We start from the raw sequence: 16,714 nt of genomic DNA, 5'->3' as shown, positions 1-16,714 counted from the left end.
AGGCCCGCATGATGACATCAACTTATTCAATTGGTGCGGGCCTCGGCCTCGACGGCCGCCAGGCGTCGACCCTCGAGGCTGCGCCCCTCGACCAGCACGCGCGGCAGGCGCTCGATGCGCCCCTCGGCCGCCAGGGTCGCGAGGCTCTTGCCGCTGATCTCGACCCGCGGCAGTTGCGTCACCGCCGGACGTTCGCCGGCCAGGCCGGCCAGCAGCAGCGCCAGGCCCAGCATGGCCAGCACCAGGCGATGGCCGATCCCGAAACCCGAGGGCCGTTGATTCGTGTTTGTCATGTCGTGCTCCCGTTGGCCAAGACCGCGGCGGGTCTCGATGGAAAGCACTGTGCCTGGCGTAAACCCTAGGCACCACGGCCGCGCGACCGGCACACGTTTGGATACGATGAACTGTCGCTCGACGCGACGAACAGGGTTAACCCGCAGCCCAGGCGCGCTAAAGTTGAGCCGTACTTTTTCAGCCGTTTGACCCCGCCGTGCCCGATTCCCAGCAGTTCCCCGACACCGTGCCGAACCCTCATCCGGCCGGACGGCTGCTCTATATCGAAGACAACCCGGTGAACCAGCTGGTGGTGCAGGAGCTGGTGGCGCAGCGCCCGCAGCTGAGCCTGGATTGCGCGGACGATGGCGCCCAGGGCCTGGCCCGGGCACGCGAACTGCGGCCCGACCTGATCCTGCTGGACATGCAACTGCCCGATGTCGATGGCTACGAGGTGCTGCGGCGCCTGCGCCTGGACCCGCTGACCGCCGCCATCCCCTGCATCGCGCTCTCGGCCAACGCGATGCCGGAGGACATCCGGCGCGCGCTGAGCGCCGGCTTCGCCGACTACTGGACCAAGCCGATCGATTTCAAGCGCTTCCTGGCGGGGCTGGACGCCCGCTTCCCAACGGGCGTCTGAGCGGCACCGCTCAGGCCGGCAGCAGGCCCCGGCCGCGCAGCATCGGCTCCACCTGGGCATCGCGCCCGCGGAAGGCGCGGTAGGCCTCGCGCGGCTCGCGGCTGTTGCCGCTGGAGTAGATATTGGTCAGCAGCTTGGCCGCGACCGCCGGGTCGAAGGGGCTACCGGCCTCGACGAAGGCCTCATAGCCGTCCGCGTCCAGCACCTCGGCCCACATATAGACGTAGTAGCCGGCCGCATAGCCGCTGCCGCTGAACAGATGCTGGAAATGCGCCAGGCGGTGGTTCATGCCGATCGCCGCCGGCAGGCCGTAGGCGGCCATGGTCTCGGCCTCGAAGGCGGTGATGTCGGGGCCGGCCGCATCGGTCAGCGCATGCGCGGCCATGTCGACCAGGGCGCTGGCGGTGTAGCGCACCGTCTCGTAGCCCTGGTTGAACAGCTCGGCCGCCTTGATCTTGGCCAGCAGCGCGTCGGGGATGGCCTCGCCGGTCTTGTAGTGGCGGGCATGCTGCTTCAGCACCTCGGGCTCGGTGATCCAATGCTCGAAGATCTGCGAGGGCAGCTCGACGAAGTCGCGCAGCACCTGGGTGCCCGACAGGCGCTCGTACTCGACGTCCGACAGCAGCCCATGCAGACCATGGCCGAATTCATGGAACAGGGTGCGCGCGTCGTCGAAGGACAGCAGGGTCGGCTCGCCCGGCGCGCCCTTGGCGAAGTTGTTGTTGTTCAGGATCACCGGCACCGCGCCGATGCCGTTCCTGGCCTGCCAGCGCAGCGCGTTCATCCAGGCGCCGCTGCGCTTGGTGGCGCGCGCGAAGTTGTCCTGCATGAAGACGCCGCGCAGGGTACCGTCGGCGCCCTGCACCTCGTAGACCTTGGCATCGGCGTGGTAGCCGGCCACCTCGGGGCGGGCCACGAACTTCAGGCCGAACAGGCGGCCGGCGCAGTCGAACAGCGCCTCGACCATCGCGTCCAGCGGGAAGTAAGGCTTGACCTCGGCCTCGTCGAGCTCGTAGCGCGCCTTGCGCACCTTCTCGGCGTAGTAGCGCCAGTCCCAGGCCTCGAGCGCGAAGTCGTGGCCCAGCGAGGCCATCATGCCTTCAAGCTGCTCGCGCTCGGCCTGGGCCGCGGCCTTGGCCGGTTCCCAGACCTGGTCCAGCAGGCCCATCACGGCGTCGCGCGTGCCGGCCATCGTGTCGGCCAGCGCATAGTCGGCGTAGCAGGCATAGCCATGCAGGCGCGCCTGCTCGTTGCGCAGGGTCAGGATCTCCTGCGCGACCGCGCGATTGTCGGTGGCACCGGCCTTCTCGCCGCGGCCCACCCAAGCGCGCCAGGCTTGTTCGCGCAGGTCACGCCGCGCGCTGAAGGTCAGGAAGGGCACGATATGCGAGCGCGACAGGGTGATCGCATGCTGGCCCTCGGCCAGGCCGCGGTCCGCGCCGGCCTGGCGCGCGGCGGCACGCACGAAGTCCGGCAGGCCGGCCAGTTCCTCCTCGCCCTGCAGCACCAGCTGATAGCCGCTCTCGTCGGCCAGCACATTCTGGCCGAACAGGGTGTAGAGCTCGGCCAGGCGCTCGACCACCTTGGCATAGCGCCGCTGCGCCTCGCCCTGCAGCTTGGCGCCGGCGCGCACGAAGTCCAGATGCACCCGCTCCAGCAGACGCAGCTGCTGCGGCGCCAGGCCCAGCGCCTGGCGCTCGCCGTACAGCGCGTCGACGCGCTTGAACAGCTCGGCATGCATGTAGACCGCATTGCCATGGGCCGCCAGCGGCGCCGCCAGCGCGCGCTGGGCGGCCTGCAGCTCGGGCGAGGTGGCCGAGGCCGCCAGGGTGTGGAACAGGTGCTCCAGCTTGGTCAGCAGGCGGCCGCTGCGGTCGAAGGCCGCCAGCGTGTTCTCGAAGTCCGGCGCGGCGGTCTGGGCGGCGATCGCGTCCAGCTCGGCGCGGTGCTGGGCCAGCGCGGCCTCGAAGGCGGGCGCGAACTGGGCGGCCTCGATCTGGGCGAACGGCGGCAGACCGTAGGCATCGGTCCAGTCCTGCAGCAGGGGATTGGTGGCGTGGCTCATGGCTTGTTTGTCTCGGTGTAGTGGGCCCTCATGGGGCGCTCGATTGTAAGAAAAGCAAACGGCGCCGTCCCGAGGCGGGGCGGCGCCGTTGCTCGCGCGAGCCGCGGGCCCGCCGCGGCGCTGGATCACTTACTTCTTGGTCTGGCCGAGTTCCTTGCGGACCGCGATCTCGTCGGCCTCGTCATAGGACTTCTTGCTGCACTCGTTCTTCCAGTCGTCGACCTCGTCCAGATGGGTCTCGGTGCGGGCCTGCAGGTCTTTCGTGTTCTTGTTGTGGGACTCGACCTTGGCATCGAAGCCCTTGGCATCCTCGGCGTACTTGTTCTTGGCCTGGTTGTAGGCGTCGATCTTGACGTCATGCGCGGCGGCCTTGGCTTTGTAGTCGGCCAGCACCTTCTCGGCGTCGGCGCGCTCCAGCTTGGCGATCTGCTCCTTCAGGCCCTCCTGCGACTTGATCAGGCCTTCGCGCTCCGCCTTCAGCTCGGCGGCGCCGGTGTTCAGCGACTGGCCGGCCTGGGTCAGCTCTTCCTTGAGCTTGAGCATGTCGGCGCGCTCCTTGGCATTCGCCTCCTGCGCAGCCTTGATGTCCTTGGCGTCGGCCTCGTTCTTGTCGAAGCGGATCAGGCAGGCGCGCAGCTCGTCGCGCGTCATCAGCTTGACCTTGGGCTTCTCGACCACCGGGCGGCTGACCTTGTTGTTCTTCGGGTCGACCTTGGCGTTCGGGTTGGTCGCGACCTGGGCCAGGGCAGGCAGCGCGGCCACGATCAGGGTGCAGAGCAGGAGACGTTGTTTCATGTGCAGAACTCTTCTCGACAAGAAAAAGCACCGGATCACGGCGCCAGGGCGGCATCATGCCACGGCCTGATAATTGCGGGTTTCGCCTCGTAACCAAGTTCGCCATGGCGCTCAAAGCTACCATCCACAAAGCCCAGCTGCAGATCGCCGACATGGACCGCCATGTCTACGGCGACCACAACCTGACCATCGCCCGCCACCCTTCGGAAACCGATGAGCGCATGATGGTGCGCATCCTGGCCTATGCGCTGCATGTGCCCGCCGACGAGCTGCGCGGCCGGCTGGAGTTCACCAAGGGCCTGTCCGATGTCGACGAGCCCGAGCTCTGGCAGCTGGACCTGACCGGCGACGTGGTGCACTGGATCGACCTGGGTCAGCCCGACGATCGCCGCATCATGAAGGCCCATGGCCGCGCCGATCGCGTCACGGTGATCTCCTACGCCAGCAGCACCCCGGTCTGGTGGGGCCAGCTGGCGGGCAAGCTGACCCGCGCGCCCAAGCTGACGGTCTGGCAGATCCCGGCCGAGCAGTCGCAGGCCCTGGCCGCGCTGGCCGAGCGCAGCATGCAGCTGCAGGTGATGGTGCAGGACGGCATCATCCACATGTCCACCCCCCATGCGTCGGTCGAGATCACGCCGCAAGCGCTTAAGCTCGGGAGTGACTGAACGCATTTAGGGAGACGATCCAATGACGCAAGACCTGCCCCCCGGCAAGCCGGAGGAGAAGAACGACAAAGACGATCCGTATCTGTGGCTGGAGGAGGTGCAGGGCGAGCGCGCCCTGGCCTGGGTGCGCGAGCGCAATGCGCAGAGCCTGGCCCGGCTGCAGGCCCATGCGGACTATCCGCGGCTGCGTCGCGAGCTGCTGGAGGTGCTGAACGCCAGCGACCGCATCCCCGCGGTCACGCGGCGCGGCGACTGGTTCTACAACCTCTGGCAGGACCAGCAGCACAAGCGCGGCCTGTGGCGGCGCTGCAGCCTGGCCGAGTACCGCAAGGCCGAACCGGCCTGGGAGACGGTGCTGGACCTGGACGCGCTGGGCGCGGCGGAGCAGGAGAGCTGGGTCTTCGCCGGCGCCGCGGCGCTGGCACCCGAGTACCGGCGCTGCCTGGTGTCGCTGTCGCGCGGCGGCGCCGACGCCCATGTGGTGCGCGAGTTCGACCTGGTCGAGAAGCGTTTCGTGCCGGACGGTTTCCAGCTGCCCGAGGCCAAGAGCCAGGTCGACTGGATCGATGAGGACACGATCTATGTCGGCACCGACTTCGGCCCCGGCTCGCTGACCGATTCCGGCTATGTGCGGGTGATCAAGCGCTGGCACCGCGGCACGCCGCTGGAACAGGCCGTCACGGTGTTCGAGGGCGAGACGCAGGACGTCGCCGCCTCGGTGCATGTGGACCACATGCCTGGCTTCGAGCGCACCCTGTTCACCCGCGCGCTGGACTTCTACCACCAGGTCAGCTTCCTGCTCGGCGCCGACGGCGGCCTTGCCAAGCTGGACCTGCCGGCCGATGCGCAGCCGCAGTTCTGGGGCCCGCGCCTCTTGATCTCGCTGCGCAGCGACTGGTCGGTCGGCGGCCGCGACTTCGTCTCCGGATCGCTGCTGCTGGCCGATGCCGCGGCCTATCTGGCCGGCGCGCGCGAATTCACCCTGCTGTTCGCGCCGACGCCGACCTGCTCGCTGGCCGATTACACGCTGACGCGCCGGCACCTGATCCTGAACCTCTCCGACAACGTCGCCAGCCGCCTGGAGGAATGGGACTTCGGCGTGCAGCCGCCCGCGTTGCGCCGCATCGAGGCCCCCTTCCCCGGCACCCTGGGCATCGCCGGCCTGCACGACAACGAGCTGCCCGAGGATGCGCTGGCCGACCAGTACCTGCTCAGCTACACCGATTTCCTGACGCCCGACACCCTGTCGCTGGCCCATGCCGGCATCGACACGCGCGAGCCGCTGAAGGCACGGGTGCCGCAGTTCGACGCCGCCGGCATGCACGCCGAGCAGTTCTTCGCCCAGAGCGCCGACGGCACGGCCGTGCCCTACTTCGTGATCTGGCCCGCCGGCGCCAGTGCGAACAGCCGCAACCCGACCCTGCTGTACGGCTATGGCGGCTTCGAGGTCAGCCTGCAGCCCTGGTACTCGGGCGGCTTCGGCCGCGCCTGGTATCGCGACGGCGGCGTGCTGGTGCTGGCCAATATCCGCGGCGGCGGCGAGTTCGGCCCGGCCTGGCACCAGGCCGCGATCCTGGACAAGAAGCAGAAGAGCTACGACGACTTCATCGCGGTGGCCGAGGACCTGGTCGCGCGCGGCATCACAAGCCCGCAGCAGCTGGGCATCATGGGCGGCAGCAACGGCGGCCTGCTGGTCGGCGCGGTGGCGATGCAGCGCCCCGAACTCTTCAATGCGGTGGTCTGCCAGGTGCCGCTGCTGGACATGCGGCGCTACCACAAGCTGCTGGCCGGCGCCTCCTGGATGGCCGAGTACGGCGACCCGGACAAGGCCGAGGACTGGGCGGTGATCTCGCGCTACAGCCCCTACCAGAACGCCCGCGCTGAGCGGCGCTATCCGCAGATCCTGTTCACCACCTCGACCCGCGACGACCGCGTCCATCCCGGCCATGCGCGCAAGATGGCGGCGCGCCTGCTCGAACAGGGCCATGCGCTGCTGTACTACGAGAACATCGAGGGCGGCCATGGCGGCGCGGCCGACAACGAGCAGCGCGCCACCTTGCAGGCGCTCGAATACAGCTACCTCTGGCAGCAACTGGGTGGCGAGGCTCGGCGATGAGCGGCGCGGAGCTGGCGATCCGCCATGACGAGCCGCGCCGCCGCTTCGAGGCCGAGCTGGACGGGCATCCGCTCTACATCGAATACGAGCGACCCGAACCCGGGCTGTTCGTGCTGACCCACACCATCGTCGACCCGGCGCTGCGCGGCCGCGGCCTGGCCGCGCGCCTGGTCGAGCATGTGCTGGCCTGGCTGGCGCCACGCGAGCTGCGACTGGACGCGCAGTGCAGCTATGCCGCGCGCCATCTGCAGCGCCACCCGGCCTGGCTGCGTCTGACCGCACCGCCGGCGGCCCAGCGGGTGCTGAACTTCTGGTTCGATCTGCCCGGCGGCGCGGAGGACGGCGTCGCGCGCGGCGCCTGGTTCAGCAAGAACTCGGCCTTCGATGCCGAGATCCGCGACCGCTTCGGGCCCTTGCTCGAGCAGGCGCTGCAGGGCGAGCTGCGCGACTGGGACGCCGCCGGTGCCCATGGTGCGCTGGCCCGCATCCTGCTGCTGGACCAGTTCACCCGCAACAGCTTCCGCGACCAGGCGCGCGCCTTTGCCGGCGATGCACTGGCGCGCGAGGCCGCGCTGGCCTTGATCGATGCCGGGCTGGATGCGCAGCTGACGCCGCTGCAGCGCGTCTTCGCCTACCTGCCGCTGGAGCATGCCGAGGATCTGGCGCTGCAGCGGCGCAGCGTCGCGCTGTTCGAGGCGCTGGCCGCGGCCGCGCCCGAGCTGACCGCGATCGCGGACTATGCGCAGCGCCACCTGGTCTTGATCGAGCAGTTCGGCCGCTTTCCGCATCGCAACGCCGCCCTGGGCCGCCCCAGCAGCGCGGCCGAACGGGACTACCTGGCCCGGCCCGGCGCCGGCTTCTGAGCCCCGGCGCCGCGCGCCAGCCGCGCGCGGCGTTCATTAGTTGGCGATTCACCACGCCCGACCACCCGTTCCCGGGGGGAGTTGGCTCCGGGGTGCCATGACAGACTGGAGCCACTTCTGCAGCGGTACGCAGAATGTGGAAGGTCAGCGATGTGGCGCCAACTGAAGGACATGGCCAGCATGCCGAGCTCGGATCCCGGGCCCTCGGTCGAAATGCGCCGTTGCTCCGCCGGCGTGCGGGTCGTGACCGCGCTGCTGTGCAGCGTGCTGCTGATCTCAAGCGAACCGAGCATCGCGCCGCTGCCGGCCTGGCTGCTGCTGGCCTACAGCGCCTGGGCCGGCTGGCTCTTGTGGAGCGAGGCGCGCGAGCGCCCGCTGGTGCCCAGCCTGCTGGCCTACTGGATCGATGTGGTCTGGACCTGCGCGATGATGAAGCTGTTCAGCGTCGGCGCGATGACGATGATGATCGTCACCCTGATCCATCCGGTGGTGCTGACCACGATCGGCTACGGCGTCGGCCATGGCGTGCTGCTGTCGATGGTGGCCGCCGCCGGCATGCTGCTGGACGCCGACCCCGGCCTGCTGCAGCTGCCCGGCCCGGGTCGCTGGGGCGGCCTGGCGCATCTGGCGGTGCTGCTGCTGGTGCCGGCCGCGGCGCTGCTGGCCCGGCCGATGCGCGTGCTGCACCGCCGGCTGGCGCTGATCGGCGAGATCGAGACCCGGCTCGACCCGCGCCGCGGCCTGGAGCCGATCTGCGCCGAGCTGGTCGAGCGCCTGCGCGGCGGCACCCAGGCCGATGTGGTCGCGCTGGTGCTGCCCAGCCAGGTCGGTGCGCCGGCGATGATCGCCAGCCGCGAGGATGGCGGCTTCCGCGCCAAGGCCCAGGCCCATGCGCAGCTGGAGCAGCTGCTGGCCCCGACCCTGCAGGAGCCGCTCAGCTATGTCGAGCGCCGCTGGTGGGATCTGCGGCCGCGCGCGCGCCTGCATGGCAACGGCCAGCTGCCGCGCGCGCTGCTGGAGCCGCTGGGCGAGCTGGCGCGGCTGCTGGATGTGCGCGGCCTGCATGTGGTGCCGCTGCGCCGCTACGACCGCCAGTACGGCCATTTCGTGATCGGCTATCGCGGCCTGCGAGGCGCGGCCCAGGACCTGTCGGCGCTGGCCGGCGCGGCGCCGGAGCTGCTGCGCATCATCGAGCAGGCGGCCCTGGTTGACCAGCTGCAGGAGGAAAGCGCCAGCCATGAGCGCGCCCGCATCGGCCGCGACCTGCACGACAGCGCGATCCAGCCCTATCTGGGCCTGAAGTACGCGGTCGAATGCGTGGCGCTGCGCATCCCGGCCGACAACCCGGCGCGCGCCGAGGTCGATGCGCTGGCCGATCTGGTCAACACCGAGGTGGCCTCGCTGCGCGAACTGATCTCGGGCCTGCGAACCGGCAACGGCCAGCGCGGCGACAACGCGCTGGTGCCGGCGGTGCGCCGCCAGGCGCGCCGCTTCGGCCTTTTGTTCGGCATCGAGGTCGAGGTCGACTGCCCCGAGGCCGTGTCCACCACGCGGGCCCTGGCCGGCGCGCTGTTCCACCTGCTCAACGAAGCGCTCAACAACATCCGCAAGCACACCCAGGCGCGCCATGTCTGGATCGCGCTGGCCAGCGACGAGAGCAGCCTGAACCTGACCGTGCGCGACGACGGCGGCAGCATCAGCGGCCGGGCCCAGGCGGGCTTTCATCCCCATTCGCTCAACGAGCGCGTCGGCGAGCTCGGCGGCTCGCTGGACATCGGCCTGCATGACGGGCTGAACACCGAGCTCGCGATCCGCATCCCCCTCTGACAGCCCGGAGCCGTCCATGACCCTCAGCGACATCCAGCCCCCCTGCACCGACACCCGGGCGATCCGCGTCTTCGTCGCGGAGGACCACCAGATCACGCTGTGGGGCCTGCGCCAGCTGATCGACGCGATGCAGCCACGCATGCAGGTGGTCGGCTGCGCCAGCACCCTGCCCGAGCTGCTGGCCCATGCCGAGCTGCCCGGCGCCGACGTGCTGCTGCTGGACCTAGATCTCGGCGGCGAGGACGCCGGCGCCGCGCTGGCCACCCTGCGCCAGCGCGGCAATGCCCATGTGCTGGTGCTGACCGGGGCCGACAATGTCGAGCAGTACCGCAGCGCGGTGCTGAAGGGCGCGCGCGGCGTGGTGCACAAGTCCGCGCCGGCGCCGACCATCCTGCGCGCGATCGAGCGGGTCAGCGAGGGCGAGGTCTGGCTGCACCGCGCGCTGCTGGGCGAGGTGCTGGGCCTGCTGACCGACGGCGGCCCCGCGCCCGCGGCGCGGCCGCAGGACCCCGAGGCGCGCCGCCTCGCCAGCCTGACGCCGCGCGAGCGCGAGATCATCGCGACCCTGCTGCAGCGCTCCGGCGCCAAGCTGCTGTCGGTGGCCGACGAGCTGCAGCTCAGCGAGCACACCCTGCGCAACCACCTGACGACGATCTACAGCAAGCTCGGCGTGCGCGGCCGCCTGGAGCTGCATGTCTATGCCAGCGCCCATGGCCTGGCCGGCCCGCTGCCGCCGGCACGCGCGGGGGGAGCAAACTCCTAAATCGCGCGGGCGCCGCCTCCCTGGCGGCCAGCACGCGCGGGCGCGAGCATCGGCTCCAGAGTCAGACCTCTGCGAGGAGTCCTCCGATGCAAGCCGTCCCCGCCCCGTCCGAAGGCCGCCTCACCGAATGGCTGCTGCGCAGCTTCGCGCTGCTGGCCCTGGCCTTCCTGGTTGCCCGCTGGGGCCATGCCTGGCTGCAGCAGCCCGAGCGCGGCACCCTGCTGCTGCTGCTGATCTCGGAGGCCTATACCCTGGCCCTGGTGCTGCTGGCGCGCCGCGCCGCGCAGCGCGACCTCTCGCCCGCCGCCATCGCGGCCACGCTCTATGCCAGCGCCTTCGGTCTGCTGATGAGCCCGGAGCAGACGCGCGCCTTCATCCCCGAGAGCCTGGGCGCGGCGCTGCAGCTGGCCGGCCTGCTGTGGCAGCTGGCGGCCAAGATCGTGCTGGGCCGCAGCTTCGGCCTGCTGCCCGCGCAGCGCGGCCTGGTGGTGCGCGGCCCCTACCGCCTGGTGCGCCATCCGATCTATCTCGGCTACCTGATCGGTCACGCCGGCTTCCTGCTGGTCAACTTCTCGATCCTCAATCTCGCGGTGCTGGCCCTGCTCTATGTGGCCCAGGTGGTGCGGATGCGGCGCGAGGAAGCGGTGCTGTGCGCGGGCCTGCCCGAGTACCGCGCCTACCAGCGCCGCGTGCCCTACCGCTTGCTGCCCTTCGTCTACTGATCCGCGCGAGGGGGAGCAAGCTCCCCCCTGGCTCCCACCCCTTCCTCCCATTCGCGCCCGCGGCCCCTTGCCTAGCATCGACTCATGGTCTCCCTGCCCGCTCCCGCCCCCCAAGCCGACGGCGGTCTCACGCCGCTCGGCGTGCTGCTGGTGGATGACCAGCCGATGGTGCGCGAGGGCCTGGCCCGGCTGATCGCCTGCGCGCCGCTGCAGCTGTACTGCGTCGGCACCGCCGCCACCAGCGATCAGGCCCTGCGCGCCGCGAACAGCCTGCGCCCCGATGTGGTGGTGCTCGATGTCGACCTCGGCGGCGAGGACGGCCTGGCCCTGCTGCCGCTGCTGCTGCCGCTGGCGCGCGTGCTGGTGCTGACCTGCCATGGTGACGCCGCCACGCGCGAACGCGCGCGGCGCCTGGGCGCGCAGGCCTTCCTGGAAAAACACCGCCCCGCGGCCGAGCTGCTGGGCGCGATGGTGCGCCTGGGACGGATGAGGGGGGAGCCATGTCATGCCCAGCAAGGGTCAAGCTCCCCCCTGGACATGGCTCCATCCTCCGCTGCGCGCCGGGGCGGCAATTTCTAAAGTGGATGCCATGAAGAAGCCACAAGACATCGCGACGCGCCGCAGCTGGCTGAGCGACGAGTCCGCCGTGACCTCGATCGAGTACGCGCTGCTCGGCGCCCTGATCGCGGTGGTGATCATCGGCGCGCTGAGCCTGAACGGCGATGCGCTGAAGGCGATTTACCAGTTCTGGTCGAACGCCGTGGCCGCGGCCCTGTGAACCGGAGCAACCAAGGACACCGAGCATGACGCGAATCGCCGACCGGCGTCTCCCGAACAGGTCGGCAGGGCATGGATCCAGCCCCAATGGGTTCTTCGCGGCGCGGTCCAGCGCCATGTCTATGAGCAAGTGAAGGAAATCATCATGCAACTCCTCCCCCGCTTCCTGCAGCAGTTCGGCCAAGACGAAGAGGCCGTCACCGCCATCGAATACGGCCTGATCGCCGCGCTGATCGCGGTCGTGATCATCGCCTCGGTGAAGCTGGTCGGCACCGATCTGAGCGCCGTGTTCACCAAGATCGCCACCGAGCTGAGCGCGGTGCTGTGACGCCCCAGCGGGGCGTCGCGCCCGCGATGGCCCGCCCCGCCCCGAATACCTCTCACCCCCAGCACCCATCCATGAACACCACCGCCCTGCCCCTGCTCTCGCTGAGCCTGCTGGCCCTGTGGCTCGGTGGTGCGGTGCTGAGCGATCTGCGCCAGCGCCGCGTCGCCAACCGCTGGCTGCTGGCCGGCACCGGCCTGGCGCTGGGGCTGCATGCGCTGGCCCTGGCCGGCGGCCTGCCGGCGCTGGCCGGCGGCAGCTGGTGGGCACCGCTGGCCGGCCTGGCGCTGGGCCTGGCGCTGATGCTGCCGCTGTACCTGCTGCGCGCAATGGGCGCCGCCGACGTCAAGCTGATGGCGATGGTGGGCTGCTTCATCGGCCCGGCCGGCGTCGCCAACGCGGTGCTCTACAGCCTGCTGGCCGGCGGCCTGCTGTCCCTGCTGTACCTGAACGGCCGCGGCGTCGTCGCCCGGCTGCTGGGCAATCTGCGCCGGCTGCACCTGGCCTGGCGCGACGGCGCGACGCCGCTGAGCCACAGCGCGGTGCGCCTGCCCTATGCGGTGGCGATCGCGCTGGGCACCGCCGCCGCGCTGCTGTGGCCGCAGGCCCGCTGAACGGAGACCGTGATGGGCCTGCACAACTTCCCCGCCGTCGCAGCCCCGCGCAGCGCCGCCTCGCCCTGGGCCCTGCTGCCGCGTGCGCCGCAGAGCATCGAGGAGACCGGCCTGTCCAACGGCTTCCTGGTCGAGCTGCTGGGCAAGACCATGCTGCAGCAGGGACTGACCCGCCTGGTCGAGCTGGGCAGCCAGCTCCGCCTGGGCGGCGGCGTGGTCGACGCGCTGTGCCAGTTCATGCGCCGCGAAGGCCTGCTGGAGGTCACGCGCCGCGGCCAGCACGAGGCCGATGTGCAGTACGAACTGACCCAGGCCGGACATGCCCGCGCGCTGGAATGGCTGGCGCGCAATGCCTATGTCGGCGCCGCGCCGGTGCCGCTGGCCGCCTATGCCGAGCGGGTGCGGGCCCAGTCGGCCCCGCACCGCGACCTGACCCTGCGCCAGGCGCACCAGGCCTGTGCCGGCCTGGTGCTGCCCGAGGGCCTGCTGGATCAGTTGGGCACCGCACTGAACTCCGGCCGCCCGCTGCTGCTCTACGGCCCGGCCGGCTCCGGCAAGACCTATCTGGCGCAGAGCCTGCAGCGTCTTCTCGGTGGCGCGGTCGCGATCCCGCACGCGATCTGCGTGCACGACGAGGTGATCCGCGTGTTCGATGCGCAATGCCACCGCCCGCTGCCGGCCGAGGCCGCGCCGCGCGCCGCGCTGGACAACCGTTCCCGCCCCGATCCGCGCTGGCAGCTGTGCGAACGGCCGGTGATCGCCTCCGGCGGCGAGCTGACCCTGGAGATGCTGGACCTCAGCTTCGACAACCGCGCCGGCTACTACGAGGCACCGCCGCATTTCAAGGCCAACAACGGCCTCTTCATCGTCGACGACCTGGGCCGCCAGGTCGTGACCCCGCGCGCGCTGATGAACCGCTGGATCGTGCCGATGGAGCATCGCCACGACCACCTGATGCTGCGCAACGGCGGCAAGTTCACGGTCCCCTTCGAGATGACCCTGGTGTTCTCCTCCAACCTGGAGCCGCGCGAGCTGGAGGATGCCGCCTTCCTGCGCCGCCTGGGCCACAAGATCCGCATCGGCGCGCTGGACCCGCAGTCCTATGCGCGCGTGTTTGAAAACGCCTGTGGCGACGAAGGCCTGCCTTTCGACAGCGGCGTGCTGGCCCAGCTGGTGCATGAGCTGCACCCGCGGCACGGCCGGCCGCTGCTGGCCTGCTACCCACGCGACCTGCTGCGCCTGATCGCCAGCCGCGCGCGCTATCTGGAACTGCCCGCCGCGCTCAGCTCCGAGCTGCTGGACTGGGCCTGGTCCACCTACTTTGGCAACGAGGCCCTGATCGAGGCGGCCTCGTCAACCGGGAGTCCGCCATGCGATCACGTGGTCTGCTGATGTTGTTCGTCGCCGCGCTGGCCGGTCTGGCCGCGGTGTTCATGGCCGCGCGCTGGATGCAGAACCAGGGTGGTGAGAGGGGCCGCATCGCGGTCGCCAACGCCGACATCGAGCTCGGCGGGCGCATCTCCGCCGAGATGGTGCGCATGGCCGACTGGCCGCAGGGCAGCGTGCCGGCCGGTGCCTTCGAGGACTCGCGCCAGCTGGAAGGCCGGGTGCTGCTGGTCTCGATGCAGCGCGGCGAGCCGCTGACCGAGGCGCGCCTGGCGCCGATCGGCACCAAGGGCGGCCTGTCCGCGGTGGTGCCGCAGGGCAAGCGCGCGATGACGGTGCGCGTCAACGATGTGGTGGGCGTGGCCGGCTTCGCGCTGCCCGGCACCTATGTCGACGTGATGGTGAACACCCAGGACGAGGCCGGCGGCCGCAACGACCGCGACCACTCGATCTCCAAGATCGTGCTGGAGCGCATCCTGGTGCTGGCCGTGGCCCAGGAGGCCGACCGCGACGCCACCAAGCCCAAGGTCGTCAACGCGGTGACCCTGGAGGTCACGCCCGGCGAGGCCGAGCTGCTGGACCTGGCGCGCAGCGTCGGCACCCTGTCCCTGGTGCTGCGCAACCAGACCGATCCCAAGGAAGCCGGCGCCGGCAACGGCGCCACCAAGGCCGAGATGCTGGGCCTGCTGCGCGCGCCGCCGCCGGCGGCCTCGGCGCCCGCCCCGGCGCCGGTGCGCAGGCCCGCCGCCCCGCGCCCGGCGCCCCCCGCCGCCATGGCCGTCGCCCCCAGCAGCTGCGTGGAGCTGATCCGCGGCATGCACAAGGTGACGGAATGCTTCTGACACCGCCCCCCAAGATCCGGAGACACGCCATGCCTTCGATGCCCCTCTTCCCCCGCCGCGCCGCCCAGGCCGCCGTGCTGCTGATGCTGCTGCAGGCCGGCTGGGCCGCGGCCCAGGGCAGCGCCCCCAAGGCGCCGCTGGCCGCCCGCGCGCCGAGCGCCGCCGGCATGCCCGCGAGCGGCACCGCGATGTGCTCGCGCGTCGAGATCGCGCCGCTGGTGCAGGTGCCGGTGGGCAAGTCCACCGTGCTGCGCCCCGGCCAGCCGGTCACGCGCATCCTGCTGGGCAACCCCGACAACGCCCGCGCCGCGCGCCCCGCCGAGGCCGAGGCCGGCAAGAAGGACGAGGCCGGCGGCGCCAAGACCGCGGCGCCCGAGGGCCGCCCCGGCGTGGCCGAGGTCGACGTGCTGCTGCTGGCCCCGACCGAGATCTACCTGCTGGGCAAGAGCATCGGCTCGACCAATGTCGTGATGCTGGACCGCAGCGGCACCTGCACCGCCTTCGACGTGGTGGTCGGCATGGACACCTCGGCCCTGCAGGCCGTGCTGCGCCAGCTGCTGCCGGCCGAGAAGGACATCAAGGTGACGCCGGCCTTCGACTCCATCGTGCTGTCCGGCCCGGTGACCGACAGCGAGGCGGTCAGCCGCGCGGTCGAGCTGGCCAATGCCTATGTGCGCGGCGGCGGCGATGCCAAGGGCGGCAGCCCGCGCGTGGTCAACATGCTCGAGGTCGGCGCGCCGCAGCAGGTGATGCTGGAGGTCAAGGTGGCCGAGATCTCCAAGTCGCTGCTGGACGCCTTCGGCATCGACTTCTCGCGCGCCTATGTGCCGGGCGACGGCTCGATGCTGCGCTTCCTCTCCGGCATCTTCGGCGGCGCCACCGGCGCGCTGGGCCAGATCGGCGGCACCGGCCCGAACAACGTGCCCTTCAGCTCGGTCGACGCGGTGGTCGGCGGCACCGTGCCGATCCCCGGCACCAGCGGCGGCAATGTCACCGTCACCTACGACGCCTTCGGCCGCCCGACCTACACCACCACCTACGGCACCGTGCCGGGCCGCAATGTCAGCAACGCCGCGCTGAACATGCAGAAGACCGACGGCCTGGTCAAGGTGCTGGCCGAACCGACCGTGATGGCGATCAGCGGCCAGACCGGCAGCTTCCTGGCCGGCGGCAAGATCTTCATCCCGGTGGCGCAGACCAACGGCGTCGGCGGCACCACCGTGACCCTGGAGGAAAAAGAGTTCGGCGTCTCGGTCAAGTTCACGCCCACCGTGCTGGGCGGCGGGCGCATCAATCTGCGCGTGCGCCCCGAGGTCTCGGAGCTGAATGCGGCCGGCATCCAGATCAGCGCCGGCGCGTTGAACTCGGTGCTGCCCTCCTTCACCTCGCGCAAGGCCGAGACCACGGTGCAGCTGATGGACGGCCAGAGCTTCGCGATCGGCGGCCTGATCAAGAACAACACGACGACCAACATCAAGGCCTTCCCCTTCCTGGGCGAGCTGCCGGTGGTCGGTGCGCTGTTCCGCAGCACCCAGTTCCAGACCGACCGCTCCGAGCTGGTGTTCGTGATCACGCCGCGCCTGGTCAAGCCGCTGCCGGCCGACTACCGCCTGCCCACCGACGGCTACACCCCGCCCAGCCGCAGCGACCTGATCCTGGGCGGCCGGCTGGAAGGCCAGCCCAGCCAGACCGAGAGCAAGCCCGCCAACCCGCCGGCCCAAGGCGGCTTCGACAAGGAAAAGCCATGAGCAAGACCCCACGACTGCCGCGCCTGCTGTGCCTGGGCGCCGCGCTGCTGGCCCTGGCCGGCTGCACCACGCCCAGCGCCTCGCCCGGTTGGGACCAGCGCTTCGGCGAATCGATGCGCGCGCTGCAGGCGCAGCAGGTGGTCGACCCGGCCGCGCCGCAGCGCCATGCGCAGGAGAACGGCAAGGCCGATGGCCGCACCGTGCGCGAGGCGCGCGAACGCCAGGTCGACAGCTACAAGGCGCCGCCGCCGAGCAATGTGATCAATATCGGCGTCGGCGCGGGCCGCTGAGCC

The 16,714-nt window shown here is 70.7% G+C and carries 18 protein-coding genes; 15 read left to right on the top strand and 3 right to left on the bottom strand.

Going from position 1 to position 16,714, the window contains the following annotated elements; genetic code table 11:
- Positions 1-26 precede the first annotated feature (26 nt).
- Complete coding sequence (locus G8A07_RS11985) at positions 27-293, bottom strand: hypothetical protein (RefSeq protein ID WP_195797209.1); 267 nt, start codon at positions 291-293, stop codon at positions 27-29.
- Between the two features lie 197 nt (positions 294-490).
- On the opposite strand from G8A07_RS11985, the gene G8A07_RS11980 reads away from it, so the two are divergent.
- The gene (locus G8A07_RS11980) at positions 491-913 is read left to right on the top strand and encodes a response regulator (protein ID WP_195797208.1); all 423 of its coding nucleotides are present in this window, start codon (positions 491-493) and stop codon (positions 911-913) included.
- A 10-nt stretch (positions 914-923) separates the two neighbouring features.
- Here G8A07_RS11980 and G8A07_RS11975 read toward each other — a convergent pair whose 3' ends face one another.
- Both G8A07_RS11975 and G8A07_RS11970 read right to left on the bottom strand, forming a co-directional pair.
- The gene (locus G8A07_RS11975; protein ID WP_195797207.1) at positions 924-2,978 is read right to left on the bottom strand and encodes a M3 family metallopeptidase; all 2,055 of its coding nucleotides are present in this window, start codon (positions 2,976-2,978) and stop codon (positions 924-926) included.
- Between the two features lie 129 nt (positions 2,979-3,107).
- A complete protein-coding gene (locus tag G8A07_RS11970) occupies positions 3,108-3,773 on the bottom strand; it encodes a hypothetical protein (RefSeq protein WP_195797206.1) in 666 nt (221 codons plus the stop codon).
- Between the two features lie 104 nt (positions 3,774-3,877).
- Here G8A07_RS11970 and G8A07_RS11965 point away from each other — a divergent pair, with 104 nt between their 5' ends.
- The 14 genes from G8A07_RS11965 (at position 3,878) to G8A07_RS11900 (ending at position 16,711) form a co-directional block, all read left to right on the top strand.
- Positions 3,878-4,438, top strand: coding sequence for a YaeQ family protein (locus G8A07_RS11965; RefSeq protein ID WP_195797205.1), 561 nt, complete (start codon positions 3,878-3,880; stop codon positions 4,436-4,438).
- A gap of 22 nt (positions 4,439-4,460) precedes the next feature.
- Positions 4,461-6,554: a prolyl oligopeptidase family protein gene (locus G8A07_RS11960; RefSeq protein WP_195797204.1), complete on the top strand. Its 2,094-nt coding sequence runs from the start codon at positions 4,461-4,463 to the stop codon at positions 6,552-6,554.
- On the top strand, positions 6,551-7,417 hold the full coding sequence (locus G8A07_RS11955; RefSeq protein ID WP_195797203.1) for a DUF924 family protein: 867 nt from the start codon (positions 6,551-6,553) through the stop codon (positions 7,415-7,417). Before G8A07_RS11960 ends, G8A07_RS11955 begins: the two co-directional genes overlap by 4 nt.
- A gap of 150 nt (positions 7,418-7,567) precedes the next feature.
- Positions 7,568-9,244 carry a sensor histidine kinase gene (locus tag G8A07_RS11950; protein WP_195797202.1) on the top strand — a complete coding sequence of 559 codons (1,677 nt, stop codon included), beginning with the start codon at positions 7,568-7,570 and terminating at the stop codon, positions 9,242-9,244.
- Between the two features lie 16 nt (positions 9,245-9,260).
- Positions 9,261-10,007, top strand: a complete 747-nt coding sequence (locus tag G8A07_RS11945; protein ID WP_195797201.1) for a response regulator transcription factor — start codon at positions 9,261-9,263, stop codon at positions 10,005-10,007.
- 86 nt (positions 10,008-10,093) lie between these two features.
- Positions 10,094-10,729 (top strand): isoprenylcysteine carboxylmethyltransferase family protein, encoded by a 636-nt coding sequence (locus G8A07_RS11940; protein WP_195797200.1) that lies wholly within the window; start codon positions 10,094-10,096, stop codon positions 10,727-10,729.
- Between the two features lie 84 nt (positions 10,730-10,813).
- Positions 10,814-11,308, top strand: coding sequence for a response regulator transcription factor (locus G8A07_RS11935; RefSeq protein ID WP_195797199.1), 495 nt, complete (start codon positions 10,814-10,816; stop codon positions 11,306-11,308).
- Positions 11,309-11,318: 10 nt separating this feature from the next.
- Positions 11,319-11,507, top strand: a complete 189-nt coding sequence (locus G8A07_RS11930; RefSeq protein ID WP_195797198.1) for a Flp family type IVb pilin — start codon at positions 11,319-11,321, stop codon at positions 11,505-11,507.
- 144 nt (positions 11,508-11,651) lie between these two features.
- Complete coding sequence (locus G8A07_RS11925; RefSeq protein ID WP_195797197.1) at positions 11,652-11,834, top strand: Flp family type IVb pilin; 183 nt, start codon at positions 11,652-11,654, stop codon at positions 11,832-11,834.
- 71 nt (positions 11,835-11,905) lie between these two features.
- On the top strand, positions 11,906-12,445 hold the full coding sequence (locus tag G8A07_RS11920; RefSeq protein WP_195797196.1) for a prepilin peptidase: 540 nt from the start codon (positions 11,906-11,908) through the stop codon (positions 12,443-12,445).
- 12 nt (positions 12,446-12,457) lie between these two features.
- Entirely contained in the window at positions 12,458-13,837 is a 1,380-nt protein-coding gene (locus tag G8A07_RS11915; RefSeq protein ID WP_195797195.1) for an ATP-binding protein, read from the top strand.
- Positions 13,816-14,673 (top strand): Flp pilus assembly protein CpaB, encoded by an 858-nt coding sequence (gene cpaB / locus G8A07_RS11910; RefSeq protein WP_195797194.1) that lies wholly within the window; start codon positions 13,816-13,818, stop codon positions 14,671-14,673. The genes G8A07_RS11915 and cpaB overlap by 22 nt, the downstream gene beginning before the upstream one ends.
- Before the next feature lie 29 nt (positions 14,674-14,702).
- Positions 14,703-16,421 (top strand): type II and III secretion system protein family protein, encoded by a 1,719-nt coding sequence (locus tag G8A07_RS11905; protein WP_195797193.1) that lies wholly within the window; start codon positions 14,703-14,705, stop codon positions 16,419-16,421.
- Positions 16,418-16,711 (top strand): hypothetical protein, encoded by a 294-nt coding sequence (locus tag G8A07_RS11900; protein ID WP_195797192.1) that lies wholly within the window; start codon positions 16,418-16,420, stop codon positions 16,709-16,711. Before G8A07_RS11905 ends, G8A07_RS11900 begins: the two co-directional genes overlap by 4 nt.
- Positions 16,712-16,714: the final 3 nt, after the last annotated feature.

Source organism: Roseateles sp. DAIF2 (assembly GCF_015624425.1).
Lineage (GTDB): Bacteria > Pseudomonadota > Gammaproteobacteria > Burkholderiales > Burkholderiaceae_C > Kinneretia.
The sequence above is the reverse complement of the archived record's forward strand: the minus strand, read 5'-3'. Positions and strand labels throughout refer to the sequence as shown.